The organism is Psychrobacter sp. 16-MNA-CIBAN-0192, from assembly GCF_040309565.1.
In the GTDB taxonomy this organism is placed as follows: Bacteria; Pseudomonadota; Gammaproteobacteria; order Pseudomonadales; family Moraxellaceae; genus Psychrobacter.
Genome location: NZ_JBEOOX010000002.1, coordinates 149,605 through 163,531, shown reverse-complemented (window position 1 = coordinate 163,531; position 13,927 = coordinate 149,605). Strand labels below are relative to the sequence as shown.

Genomic DNA, 13,927 nt, shown 5'->3' with positions numbered 1-13,927 from the left:
CGTAAAAAAGCCCTCGAATTAAAGAAGGCTTTTTTATACCAAACATTCAAAGCAGATTAGCTACCATCTAATTATTATGGCAGTAAATGAGATACCGCATCACGCTCTTCGTTAAGCTCTTGCTCAGTGGCTGCCATTTTCTCTTTTGAAAATTCTGATGACACATCAACGCCGTCTACGATAGACCAGTCGCCGTTAGCGCAAATCACTGGGAACGAGTAAATTAAGCCTTTAGAGATGCCGTATTCACCGTTTGAATAGACGCCCATTGATACCCAATCATTCTCATCAGTACCCATAACCCATGTACGCACATGAGCAATCGCGGCATTGGCAGCAGACGCAGCAGAAGATGCGCCACGTGCTTTAATAATAGCAGCGCCGCGTTGTTGTACTTCTGGGATATAAGTGGCTTCATACCAGTCGCGCTCTACCAAATCTAACGCAGGCTTGCCATTCACGGTGCAAGACGTCAAATCAGGATACTGAGTCGATGAGTGGTTGCCCCAGATGGTCATTTTTTTCACGTCATTAACGGTGCTGTCGGTTTTTTCAGCCAACTGTGCCATAGCACGGTTGTGATCCAAACGAGTCATTGCAGTGAAATTACGTGGGTCTAAATCTGGTGCGTTACGCTGAGCGATAACCGCATTGGTATTTGCAGGATTACCGACGACCAATACTTTTACATCGCGGCTAGCGTGGTCGTTTAATGCTTTGCCTTGCGCTGAGAAAATAGCGGCGTTGGCTTCTAGCAAGTCTTTACGTTCCATACCTGGACCACGCGGACGTGAACCAACCAATAACGCATAATCAACATCTTTAAAGGCAACCGTTGCATCATCAGTTTGTACAATACCTGCCAATAATGGGAATGCACAGTCTTCTAATTCCATGACCACACCCTTTAACGCATCAAGCGCAGGCGTGATTTCGAGCAATTGCAAAATAACCGGCTGATCTTTACCTAACATCTCACCAGATGCAATGCGAAAAAGCATGGCATAACTGATATTACCAGCAGCGCCAGTTACGGCAACACGAACAGGCTGTTTCATAGAATATTCCCTAATTGATTATTGGATGATTCATGATTATGTAGATAGCGACCGGCTATATGCATAATAGCAGTCATAAACCGAGGGTTAGTGTAGCACTTCGTTTGGTAAATCGTCTAGAGACAATACAGCGGATATATGGCTAGTATCTAGCCATATTGTTACATTTTATAATGATACGGTTTATCTCAAGATAATCACTTACCGCCGGAGATAATAAAGTTTTTCCCGCAGTTATCCACCACATTACTACAGTTTGCATATTGCCCGCCTTCATAACAAACATGCACATCAGTCAAAATAGACTGTCGACGACGGCTGTCTTTTTGACAAATTAAATCAATACCAGCCGGTGTCATGCCATTATTGAGGCGCGCCATTTGTCCAACGAAGCGTGATTTTGATACGGTATAACTGTTGCCCGTATTCAGCTCATTGGGCAGCTTAACCTGTCCAGCATGATTGACAATCAACCGAAAATAGCTGCTCGAACTTAATGGGCTACAAGCACCGTAACGTTGCCATGCTTGGGTGCGCACTGTGGTGTCTGGCATGATACGGTTAACCACCTTTAGCTGAAGTGGCGTCAAGCGCGGTTCACTACCGCGTCCGCAACGTTCACCATATCCTAAATCCAACCCAGATACTGTTAACGAATAGCCTTCAAGGCATTGACGCATACGCGCGCGCGATGGCTGCAAACTACATAACGCAGGCGTCATCTCAATCATTAGCACTTGCTGACCTGATCTAGCCGGATTTGCTGCTTGAGCAGGTAACAATACCATTCCCTGTAGCAATAGCACCATACCAGCAGCTACTAACAGACGCGTGCTGGCGCTGTTAGTAAAGGATTGGGAACACAGCGAAAGTAAGGATTTTGAAAAAAAATTTATCATAATTAAAAACAGCATCTGGCGGTTATCAAACAAGAGTAATGACAGAAAAATGAATAGAGAGTAGTAACGATTACCCTGCTACACAGCTTGAATATGTTGGACAATATAGTTATGAGCAATGCTCTTACATGGTGTTATATGATAATTATGGCAATGCTGCCCGCTAATCCCTAACCAACCTATAATGCATTTCTAGCAAAATAGAAACGTCGGCATATTCACTAATATGTCATCGTTAATAATTCAAATCATACATCACTTATAAGCTACACAATATTAGCAACTCTAAACTTTTAATCTATAGCGAAATCGTAAATTTCAAGCGTTTATCACTGTATTCTAATCATTAATTTAATAATATAAAAAATAAGCACCTGATTGCTATTAATCAAGTGCTTACATATGAGCGATGTGAGTAAAAACTGTTTAAAACGCTCTGTTATAAATTAAAGATTACTAAGCTCATTGAATGCTCAATCATGCAACGATATGCTTAAGCAAACAAATTAAAACCCTGCAGGAATAGTGCCCATACGCTGACTAATACCTTGCGGGCGACCCAGTAAGCTGCTGTAGATCGTGGCATTTTCCATCACATGCTTGACGTAATTTCGAGTTTCACCGTACGCAATCGATTCAACATATTGGTCAGCCGCTAGCGTGCCGTAATTCGGCTGCCAGCGTTTGGCTTTATTAGGTCCGGCATTGTAGCCAGCAGTTGCTAATACGGGCTGATAATTTAGTTTTGCAAGAATGTCACTCATGTACCATGTGCCGTAGCGAATATTAGTATCACCACTGTTGGCACGACTCGCGCTATAAGACTCACCTAAATTACGGGCGATATATTTTGCGGTATCAGGCATGATTTGCATCAAGCCACTTGCACCAACATGCGAGCGCGCTGAGCTGACAAAGCGGCTTTCTTGACGCATAATGCCATATGCCCACGCAGGGTCAATACCGACAGATTGACTGTAACGCACGACAGAGCTTTGGTGCGGCATCGGATGCGACAGCGCAAGGCTGGTAGTGGTATCGGTATTATCAGCCGCATAAACGGCGCGATCAAGCCAGCCCATGTCATGCGCTTGACGGGCGGCAGCTAGAATAAGGGCATCATCACGATTGTCACGTGCCTGTTTCACTGCCCAGTTCCATTCACGGTTGGCATCGGCACGGTTGGCATCGGCATTATATAGGGCAAAGGCGCGCGCAAAGTGTGGGTTTTGCATGACGCGGGTGCGATCTGAGCCGCTGATATTCGGTAAGCTGCTGCCTAAACGAGAGGTATCTAAACGCTGACCCACTTTATCTTTTGCCATCAAGCCGTAATATTCATTACTTTTTGCCAAATGCTGGTACATTTTTTTGGCGATATTACGCTTGCTACCATCATTTGATTGCTCATAGGCACGCGCCAGCCAGTATTGCCACTGGTTGGTTTTTTGAACATCAGCATCCATTCGGGAAATGGCTTCAACCACATCATCCCAACGGCTAAAACGAATCGCAGCTTTTGCGTACTCTTCAGCTTCTTCTTGATTAAAATCATTATCTAAGCTATTGCGAAACCAATTTAGTGCTTCGATATCAAAGCCATCGTCGGTATTAAAACCCATGCGCTTAACCGCAACCGTGCGATAAGCATAACGGCGCGTTTCTTCATTTAATAACTTTTGCGCGCGCTGATTGTCTTGTTTAATATCATACTCTACTTGCTGTGCCGCCTCGCGATAGGACTTATCAGCAATGCGTCCAATGGCGTAAAGATACAGGTATTGATTGACTTGGCTGGCAGGCTGAGCACCAAAACGACTGATAAAGGCATTAGGATTAAGTTGAATCTCACTGAGTGCCGAATAAGGAATGGACAACCCTAAGCGGGATGACAACGCCATGATATCGCCGGTACTGCCTTTACGTAACATACGTTTTAGGCGCGCCGTTCTGTCCTGATTGCTAATCAGTGGATTATTATTCATCTCGGCTGCTAGCTGATCGCACAGTGCAGGTTGCTTGGAGGTATTTAGCCAGACAAATGGCTTTTCTGCCAGCGCGCGCATGGTATCGCCGCCGTGATTAAAGCCAAGGGCAATGGCGCAACTTTCACTGCGATCTGGATTGGTCACCAAGTTTGCCACTTGACGCACAGACGCATAATCTCCAGAAGCGGCTTTGGTCTCAGCAAAATCTGCCACCAGCTTTTCTGCCATGACCGTCTTTGGATACTGACGGACAAACTGTGCCACTGCTGCTGAGCTTTGCATATTTAAGTCTAAATTCATCCGCCAGTAAGTCGGATACATAGCAAATAAGCCGCCACTCATCTGCTGCTCATAACCATATAGCGCATTGACATCACCGCGACTGGCAGCTTGCGCGGCAGCGGTAAAAGAATTGACGCTGGTATCTTGCGAATAACTGCCTTGAGAGTAGCTGCTGTAAGGGTTAGCACAAGCCACCTGCGATAAGCCAAGCGCACTCATTGCAGCTGCCACACTAAAGGCACTCAAACGTAACGAGCGCGCTTGTGTCCGTGCTGTTCCTTGTTTGCCTTGTCTAAGCGAACGCTGCTTATTATTACGATTAGACTGAGGAGTTTGATTGGCAGCAGGCTGCTTTGTCATACGTGTTCTCTTTATTAACTGAATGTTTGATATCTATTTAGCATCTATTTTTTAAATTTAAGACATTTTTGATTTAGAACATTTCTAAATTTAGCGTTTTTTTAAGAATTTTTTGATAGTGTTTGATAGTTTTTGATAGTTTTTGATAGTAACGGTTGTCACTATGGCACTTAACGCCCCTATCATATCGCGTTTATTCTACTATATTCCTTGCACTTGCAGCCACCATCCTTACCATTTATCCCTGAATAAGACAGTACGAGGTAACACAAGTTGAATAATACATACGATTTAACTTATTTTTTGCAAAAACGTACCTTACTTATTTATTAAAAATAGCTCACTGTTGCTTATAATGAGCACCGTACTATAAGCGATTATACGTTAAGCAGTTGATAGTATTATTAATAATTTTTTATCCTTATCGTTAATCATAAACGGTTACTTTTCACATTGGTAGTCGATTATGATAAAATACGCCACCTATAATGGCGTGCTGCTACTATATTTTGTTTGATAATCATGGACTTATCCTTATGAGTGTTTCTGTATTCGACCCCCGCACCGTTGACGCTGCAGTCGCAACCCCTGCTGTCACGGCACTCGTAGAGCCAAGTGCTGCGCAAGATATGAGCGCGGTTAAAAAAGTCTTTATTACCACCCAAGGCTGTCAGATGAATGTCTATGATTCTGACAAAATGCTCGACGTGCTGGGCGACTCGCACGGCATGCAACTGACGCATGACATTAATGAAGCTGACGTGCTGCTCATGAATACCTGCTCTATTCGTGAAAAAGCGCAAGAAAAAGTATTTTCAGAGCTTGGACGCTGGCGCAAATTAAAAGAAAAACGCCCAGATTTGGTCATTGGCGTTGGCGGTTGCGTAGCCTCGCAAGAAGGTGACAATATCCAAAAACGCGCCCCTCATGTCGATATGGTGTTTGGTCCACAAACATTGCACCGTTTGCCTGAGCTGTATGACCAATCTAACGAACAAAAAGACATCGCACCCAAGAATCGGATTGGGACGATTGATGTCTCTTTTCCTAGTATTGAAAAGTTCGACTTCTTGCCAGAGCCACGCGTTGAAGGGTTTAAAGCCTTTGTCTCTATTATGGAAGGCTGCTCAAAATATTGCTCATTCTGTGTGGTTCCTTATACCCGTGGTGAAGAATTATCACGCCCGCTAGATGATGTATTGGCTGAAATTGATAGCTTAGCGGCACAAGGTGTGCGTGAAATTAATCTTTTGGGTCAGAACGTCAATGGCTATCGCGGCGAAAAAGACGATGGCAGCATTTGCCGTTTCGCTGAGCTATTGCATTACGTCTCGCATGTCGATGGCGTAGAGCGTATTCGTTATACCACCAGCCATCCGCTAGAATTTACTGACGATATTATTGATGCGTATGCGCAATTACCACAATTGGTATCGCATCTACATTTACCCGTGCAAAGTGGCTCAAATGCAATTTTAGCCGCGATGAAGCGTAACCATACGATTGATGTTTATATCAATCAAATTGAAAAATTAAAAGTCATTCGCCCCGATATGCATTTATCGAGTGACTTTATTATTGGTTTCCCCGGTGAGACCGATGCTGATTTTCAAGATACTTTAAATCTAGCAAAAGAACTGAACTTCGACCATTCTTACAGCTTTATTTACTCTAAACGTCCAGGCACACCCGCATCCGAACTGCCCGATGAAGTCAGCTTTGCCACTAAAAAAGCGCGCTTAGCTGAATTCCAAAAAGTCATTATCGACTCAACGCTACAAAAATCACATGACATGGTCGGTACTACCGCTCGCGTCTTGGTTGAGCAAGTTGCCAATCGCCATCCTGATTGCCTAATCGGTACAGCGGATAATACGCGCACCGTAATGTTCCCTTATGACGAAGATAAAATGGATGAGCTACTGGGCAAAATCGTCAATGTAAAAATCACTGATTTTGTTAGTCCGCATATGGTAAAAGGTGAATTGGTAGAAGTGGTTGCTTAAATAGTCGCTTAAATGTTAAAGTTTTAACGATTAAAACTTTAATCATTAAAAAATTATCGTAATAAAAAGCCGTACACTAAGTTAGATAGTGCACGGCTTTTTTGTGGATGAAAACGGCTTGGCGTTTGATTAACCTTTATTCTGATAACCAATCTGTCTGCCGCAAGTTTTGCTTGGTTTCACGGCGACGTTTTTTACGCACACAGTCAATATCTTCTTTTTCATGAATACCGCCTTTTTTTAATAGCGGATTTAATGCCAAATAATTGCGCGGTTTGACGTTGTTTAATAATTGCTGTTGTTGCTGCCGCTCAATTTGTTTGGCTTGTTTTAAGGTGTCTTTTAAACTCATTATTTTACCTATCTTAATTTTATTTAAGCTAAAAACTTAGCCTTTAATGCACATCACTTGCTTGAGCGTATGCACCACTTCCACTAAGTCCGACTGATTCGCCATGACTTCATCAATGTCTTTATAGGCGCTTGGAATCTCGTCTAGTACGCTTTTGTCTTTGCGGCACTCAACGCCTGCCGTTTGTGCTTTTAGCTCATCAACAGTGAACGAGCGCACTGCCTTACTGCGGCTCATGCGTCGACCAGCGCCATGCGAGCACGAGCAGAATGACTCATGATTACCTAAACCGCGTACGATAAAAGACTTCGCGCCCATTGAACCGGGGATAATCCCTAGCTCGCCTGCATAAGCACTAATTGCGCCTTTACGGGTGACATAAACTTGCTCGCCAAAATGCACTTCTTCATTAACGTAATTATGATGGCAGTTAATCGCCTCTTTGGTCAGCTGAAATCGTGGCAATCCTGATTGCTTTGATTGCAACGCGTTGATGACCAAGCGCATCATCTCGCGTCGGTTCTCCAAGGCATAATCTTGCGCCCATTCAACCGCCTCGATGTAATCGGCAAAACTGTCCGAGCCTTCCGCAAAATAAGACAAGTCTTGATCCGGCACATGTCCAAAGCGTGATTGGCGCTCCTTTTTGGCGAGACTGATAAAGTAGCGACCGATACAATTGCCAATACCACGACTGCCAGAATGCAACATCACCCAAACGTCTTGATTTTCATCCAAACACAGCTCGATAAAATGATTACCACCGCCCAAGGTACCCAGCTGCTTTGCCCACGTACGCTCAAAACCTCTGAGCATTTTCAGTAAACCCGGATGCTTATCCGTAATCCGCTGCAGGCGTTTATTAAGCGGATCTAAGGTCGACATCTTAGCGCTGATTTGCTTATGCATATTAAAACCAACCGGCACTTGCTGCTCAATCGCAAGACGCAAGCCTTTTAAGCTATCAGGCAAATCACTTGCCGTTAGCGACAAGCGCACCGCATTCATCCCGCAACCGATATCCACCCCCACCGCCGCCGGAATAATCGCCGATTTGGTTGGAATTACGCTGCCCACCGTTGCACCAATGCCCACATGCACATCGGGCATCGCAGCGATATGCGAGTGAATAAATTCTAACTTTGCCACATTGCGTAGCTGATCGATTGCCCCTTGTGCCACATCTGTGGTGTAAATTTTGACCGGCACACCATGCTTACCCGTCTCATTTAATATTAATTTAATACTCATAAAGATATATTTCCATCTTTCTATTTTAAAATTTCTTAATTATTTTGATTGTGTTATGTATGGCTTTCTTATTAAACGCTATGCTATTAATATTTAATTCAATATCTTAAATTTAGGCAATAGTAATCCGTCCTAATTAAATAAGATTAAAATGAATGAATAAAAGGCAATAAAATACCATTATTTTTATTAACACTAAAAAATAAAGTTAATAAAAATTAGCTGTTTTATAAAATATAGGGAAACGTCTTAGGAGATTAAAAATAATGACATATCTAACAGTGACAAAGATGGCCGTGTGAAGTATAAAAGAAAAATACTATCTGGCACATAATCAAGTCAGCAAAAATATCAACATAAACATGCGTGATACAGTTAACAGTCATTTATTGTAAACAAGGCTGGAGTAAACAGAGCAAAGTAGATATGGCAGAGCAGAGTGTAATTAATTGCGCTTAGCCAAACCAATACGAAGTCATCACTACAGTTGTCTTATTAACACATTCAACCTTTAAAAACGTTTGAGCATTTGTGTATAACATGGTGATTCCTCCCTTAGTTGTGGCAAATCATCAAAGAATGACGATAGCAAATTGAATAGGATGTGCTAAATAAATAATATACCATTGTAAAAACACGGTATTAGTTAAAAATTCGCAGTTTTTGATAATACGGTATTATAATAAACCTTTCATTATAAATGTCAATAATATTATTATCGAAAGGCATTGTTTAATAAATACAAAGTTATCGATCTTAAAAAATATCATTTTATAATTAAACTATAAAACTATTAATTACTTCTATCAGTAACGCTATGGCAATTAATATAAAAATAACGCCACAACTACGATTGAGCCATGCCAAACGCTGCCCTACATCCAGCCAACCGGATAATTTTTTGCCCCCAATGGTGTAAATCAGCTGCCAAATAGTCTCACTCAAATAAAGCGCTAGCGTCAGCACCACATATTGCGCCCATAGTGGACGAGAGAAATTAATAAATTTGGGGAAAAATGCCGCAAAAAATAAAATTGCTTTAGGGTTGGACAAGGCAACCCAAACGCCGGTACGAAACAATACAAAGTTGCTGGGCGCTATCGTCACGGCAACGCTTGATAGCGAACGCGGAGCAGGACTATTCAACGGCTTATCAGGATAGCTAGCCGCCACTTCGTCACTCAGTATCTGTGCATCATCCATCAAGCTGCTATTATTTGCCGCATTACGCCAAGCACTAATGCCCAAATACAGTAAATACAATCCGCCTACCGCTTTAATCAGCGTCAAAATCCAAGGTGATTGGCGACTGATGACATCTAGCCCCAATAAGGTTGATAAGAGTAAAATAAACAGCCCAAGGCTAAGCCCTGCCAGTGTCCATAACGTCCGTTTGACCCCATAATTCAGCCCATACTGGAACGCCAGCAACATATTAGGACCTGGGGTCGCTGATATAAAAAACGTACTCATAAAAAATATCACAAACAGATGCCAAGACATCAACTAACCCCTACTTTTTGAATAGTGCACATTTAACTGATGTACTCACTGTCCTAAATATAAAAAGCAAACACCGCCATGAGGGCGGTGTTTATTGAGACAGTTTAAACCATAATAGGCGCTAAAATAAACTGCTTATTCAGCTCCTGCTAAAATATCAGACTAAAAGTGACATAAAAGCCTGATTCTAAAAACTGGGATAACTCTCCTAACGGCAACGTTCTAATAATTGCGCTAAGAAATTATCACAACGCTCAAGCTCACTCAGCTCGACATATTCATCAGCTTTATGAGCCTGTTCAATGCTGCCCGGACCACAAATAATAGTAGGAATACCGGCATCGGTAAATTGCCCGCCCTCAGTGGCATAGGCGACTTTATGACGCTTGTCATCAGTGACGAGCGCCGCAATTAAATGTTGCAGCTCGGCACTGTCATCATCGGTCATTGCCGGTACGCTTTCTTGCTGTTGCAGCTCAATACCGGTCTCGGGTGCACGCGCTTGCATTTGCGCCGTTAGTTCTGCAACCTTAGCTTGAATGGGTACTAAAATATCGTCTTGGGTCATGTGTGGCAAATTACGATAGTCAAAGGTAAATTCACATAAATTTGGCACGATGTTGGTCGCCGTGCCCCCTTGAATGGTGCCCACTGATAAGGTCGAATAAGGCACATCAAACAACGGATCATTATCATCGCGGTGGGTTAACTGCTCAGCTAACGTATCGACAAAGCCCACCAAACGACTGGCATAACTGATTGCATTGACCCCTTGCGGCGTCAAAGAGGAATGCGCAGACTTACCATGCACACGGCAGCGATAAACCGCAATGCCCTTATGCGCGACCACCATCGTCATATTGGTCGGCTCGCCCACAATGCAATAATCAGGCGTGATATTGCGCGCTGCCAAATCTGCCAATATCAACGGCGCACCAAGGCAACCCACTTCTTCATCAAATGACAAAGCCAAATGCAACGGGCGACGTAACTGACCACTTTTAGACAACGCCACCGCATCCGGTAACATCGTCAACGCGCAAGCAATAAAGCCCTTCATGTCACAGGCACCGCGTCCATAAAGTCGCGACCCACGGATAGTGGCGGTAAAAGGATCGGACGTCCATGCTTGCCCATCGACAGGTACCACATCAGTATGACCTGATAGCACCAAGCCACCCGTAACGATATCAGCATTTTCGCCAGCAGGAATAGTGACAAATAGATTGGCTTTGTCTTTTGATTCATTAAAGGTCAAATCAACGCTTAAGCCTAATTGCGCACAATATGCTTGTACATCTTCGATTAACGCCAAATTTGAATAGCGGCTCACCGTATCAAAGGCAATCAAGCGCGTGAGCCAGTCAATGCTATTATTTGGATAAGACGTGATAGCTTTAATCTGAACATCGCTATTATTATTGGTTGTGGAGGTCATTGAATATCCTTATCGAGTAAAATCAGCGTTAAAAACTAGCTGGTTAAAAGCTAAGAAAAGTCACTTTAAATTAGAAGTTATTTTAAATGAACTGTCTATGATTAGGCTTTTTGGAATGCGCGCAATTGCAATGCTTTCATCTCTTCATCTAAGCCTGCAATCGGACCGTCAACAGGTATATGTGGCACAACTTCTTGAATGGATAATGCGTTAATCGGTGATGTGGATTTCACACCCACCTCATCCATCCACTCGCCCAATTGTTTTGAAGAGCTGATATAGACAATACGACCAAGCCCTGCCCACGCATGCGCAGCTGAGCACATAGCGCAATGCTCACCTGACGTATAAACCACCGCTGTTTTTCTGGCTGCTGCGCTCATGTTTTGCGCCGCCCATTTCGCTACGGCAATCTCAGGATGGTACGTGGCATCCACACTATTGGCGCGATTGCGGTCTTCGTTCATCACGTTACCATCACTATCCACTAACACACTGCCAAACGGCTCGTCTCCGGCTTCTAATGCTTCAGTCGCAAGCTCAATACAACGGCGCAAATGAGCGTTATCTTTATCCGTTATCATAAATTTATTTCTCCTAGTTATCGCTCTCATAACTTATTTTATACCACAAGTATGATAACAAAGGCTCATCACATAGAAGGTTATCTTATTCATGAGTACGGTAACTCTACTTACCAACAATCAGTTTCACCAAGTAAAAAAGCTATTTTGCAAAGTCTTACTACTAAAAAAACAGCGGCTGGTGACCACTGTTTTATAAGAAATGCTGTTCGCAAGTTAGTTCACTTACGATGGATTATTTTGATTCATCACATCAATCACAGGCGGCATTGGCTTTGGCAATTTGCCTTCTGCTTGTAACTCTTTGGTGGTTTTAGCATCCATTTTTAGCCCAGCAATCAATGCCAAATCTTTGACCGATTTACGTTGGCGCGTAGCAAAGCTGACTGGAATCATGCGCGCAAACTCATAAATATAAATATAAGATTCCTCGCCGCCTTCATATTCTTCATCGTCTTCTAAACGAATGCCGCCAATTTTTGCCAAGTCCATCAGCATCTCATTTTCTTCGGCACTGATTCGACAGTCAGAGATACCAAAACCCGTCATAAAGCCATTTGCCCACTGTTTTAGTGCAATTACTCGCTCATATAAGTCATGATCATCATCAGGCACAAGCGGCGTATAGGCATAAGCATCATCTTTATCTTTAAGCTGAAAAACCGTATCTTCTGCCTCTTCGGTCAATAGCGTTAACGCGGCATCAGGTAGCGGCGCAAAGCTTAATTCTTCTAAAATAGTCGCCCAACCTTGCTCATCAGGGGCATCACATGCGGTCATTAATCCGGTCATAAAACCATGTATTTCACTAACAGACACATCTGTCCAATCGGCAAACGCCTCACACCAGGTGTTCCAGCCAGAGATATTGTCATTCATAAAAACTATCCTAATAAGTCATGAGCGTATAATAACGAGCATTGCGTAACGCACTAGCTACGCTTAGATACCGCGTTACTAATGCGATGTTACCGTAAAAAATAAAGTCTGGAGTGCAATTACTTTGTTGATATAGCTATAATGCGGTCACCTGTGGCATTATTAAACATATCACACAAAATTCATTCACATTCACACGTTAAGGGTAAAAACTGACTATGTATGAGCACCTGTTACATTTAGAAAAAACGATACTGACGATTAAAAAGCAGCATCGACTGGTCAGTGCTGAGCTGAATATGCTCAAGCAACAAAGCAGCGGCTCAAAAGAGTTTAACGCGCTACAGAGCAATCTTGACAGCACTCAGACAGAACGCGATACCCTCAAAAAACAACTTAGCGCCTTCGATGAACGTTATCAAAATCTTGCTGAAGCCCATCATATGCTTGGCGAAGAGCAAGACAAAGTGCAACAACAGCTTGCTAACTTGCAGCAGCAGAATGAGGCATTGAAACAACAGCATGATGAAATACAGCAGCAAAACGTGGCGTTGCAACAGCAAATAGCAGAAGTCGAAAAGAGAAACAGCAACTTGCAAGAAAAAAACAGACTGGCATCTGAGCGTACCCAAGTGGTCTTAGATCGACTGACACGTATTGATCAAGTAGATGGTTAAAAATTGATAAGTTTCAACAATCTACCATCGCACCCAGCATTTATTATTTATGCCTTTAACCTAATTTAATACCTTGTAGGATTTCTTATGACCGACACTAATACTAATGCCAATCCTGATAGTAATGACTATATTGACCCACAAATTAGTGAAAATATTTCAGCAGACTCAGTAGAAATAACTGAAATCTCTGATTCTGAGCTCACTTTAAATAGCAATGACAGCCAAGTTTTAGGCAGCCACGATTCAGACAGTCAAGAATTAGAAGCTAACACCACTGAACTCGACCAAGCTGAAGAAACGCCAGAACCACAAATGAAGAAAGTCGATATCGTCATCGCCGGTAATACCTATCCAATCTATTGCCCTATCAATGAAGAAGAAGCATTGCGCTCAGCGGTATACGTGATTAATAACGCCGTTCTTGATATCAAAGAGCAAGCACCAAATTTAACCCAAGAAAACCTGCTGGTATTATGCTGCTTAAATCTTCAAGAGAAAGTTCATAGCCAGCAAAAAGATATTGAGCAACATTATCAAAATATAGAACAGTCGCAGATGCTGTTAAATAAAGTCATTGAAGATGCTGAGTCTGTTTTATTATAAATCGTCTTTATGACCGTTAAGTCTAGCTCGACGGTATATTAAGC

12 protein-coding genes are annotated in these 13,927 nt (G+C 42.7%); 3 read left to right on the top strand and 9 right to left on the bottom strand.

All coding sequences use genetic code 11. The features are described from left to right. Positions 1–74: 74 nt before the first annotated feature. The 3 genes from AAEY78_RS02550 to AAEY78_RS02540 all read right to left on the bottom strand — a co-directional run bounded on the left by AAEY78_RS02550 (position 75) and on the right by AAEY78_RS02540 (position 4,446). The gene (locus AAEY78_RS02550; RefSeq protein WP_352337052.1) at positions 75–1,058 is read right to left on the bottom strand and encodes a malate dehydrogenase; all 984 of its coding nucleotides are present in this window, start codon (positions 1,056–1,058) and stop codon (positions 75–77) included. A 197-nt stretch (positions 1,059–1,255) separates the two neighbouring features. After that, positions 1,256–1,957, bottom strand: a complete 702-nt coding sequence (locus AAEY78_RS02545) for a ribonuclease T2 (protein WP_352337051.1) — start codon at positions 1,955–1,957, stop codon at positions 1,256–1,258. A 506-nt stretch (positions 1,958–2,463) separates the two neighbouring features. After that, entirely contained in the window at positions 2,464–4,446 is a 1,983-nt protein-coding gene (locus AAEY78_RS02540; RefSeq protein WP_352337310.1) for a lytic transglycosylase domain-containing protein, read from the bottom strand. 677 nt (positions 4,447–5,123) lie between these two features. On the opposite strand from AAEY78_RS02540, the gene miaB reads away from it, so the two are divergent. Then, on the top strand, positions 5,124–6,593 hold the full coding sequence (gene miaB, locus AAEY78_RS02535; protein WP_352337049.1) for a tRNA (N6-isopentenyl adenosine(37)-C2)-methylthiotransferase MiaB: 1,470 nt from the start codon (positions 5,124–5,126) through the stop codon (positions 6,591–6,593). 136 nt (positions 6,594–6,729) lie between these two features. On the opposite strand, the gene AAEY78_RS02530 is transcribed toward miaB, so the two are convergent. The 6 genes from AAEY78_RS02530 to AAEY78_RS02505 form a co-directional block, all read right to left on the bottom strand. Further along, positions 6,730–6,945 (bottom strand): hypothetical protein, encoded by a 216-nt coding sequence (locus AAEY78_RS02530; protein ID WP_352337047.1) that lies wholly within the window; start codon positions 6,943–6,945, stop codon positions 6,730–6,732. 36 nt (positions 6,946–6,981) lie between these two features. Then, entirely contained in the window at positions 6,982–8,196 is a 1,215-nt protein-coding gene (locus tag AAEY78_RS02525) for an RtcB family protein (RefSeq protein ID WP_352337045.1), read from the bottom strand. Positions 8,197–8,973: 777 nt separating this feature from the next. Then, a complete protein-coding gene (locus AAEY78_RS02520) occupies positions 8,974–9,699 on the bottom strand; it encodes a LysE family translocator (protein ID WP_352337044.1) in 726 nt (241 codons plus the stop codon). A 208-nt stretch (positions 9,700–9,907) separates the two neighbouring features. Next, positions 9,908–11,137, bottom strand: a complete 1,230-nt coding sequence (gene argE / locus AAEY78_RS02515; protein ID WP_352337042.1) for an acetylornithine deacetylase — start codon at positions 11,135–11,137, stop codon at positions 9,908–9,910. 101 nt (positions 11,138–11,238) lie between these two features. Then, entirely contained in the window at positions 11,239–11,721 is a 483-nt protein-coding gene (locus AAEY78_RS02510; protein ID WP_352337040.1) for a nucleoside deaminase, read from the bottom strand. 225 nt (positions 11,722–11,946) lie between these two features. Then, positions 11,947–12,600: a UPF0149 family protein gene (locus AAEY78_RS02505; RefSeq protein WP_352337038.1), complete on the bottom strand. Its 654-nt coding sequence runs from the start codon at positions 12,598–12,600 to the stop codon at positions 11,947–11,949. A gap of 218 nt (positions 12,601–12,818) precedes the next feature. Here AAEY78_RS02505 and AAEY78_RS02500 point away from each other — a divergent pair, with 218 nt between their 5' ends. Continuing rightward, positions 12,819–13,277, top strand: a complete 459-nt coding sequence (locus AAEY78_RS02500) for a hypothetical protein (protein WP_352337037.1) — start codon at positions 12,819–12,821, stop codon at positions 13,275–13,277. A gap of 87 nt (positions 13,278–13,364) precedes the next feature. After that, a complete protein-coding gene (locus tag AAEY78_RS02495) occupies positions 13,365–13,883 on the top strand; it encodes a cell division protein ZapA (protein WP_352337035.1) in 519 nt (172 codons plus the stop codon). Positions 13,884–13,927: the final 44 nt, after the last annotated feature.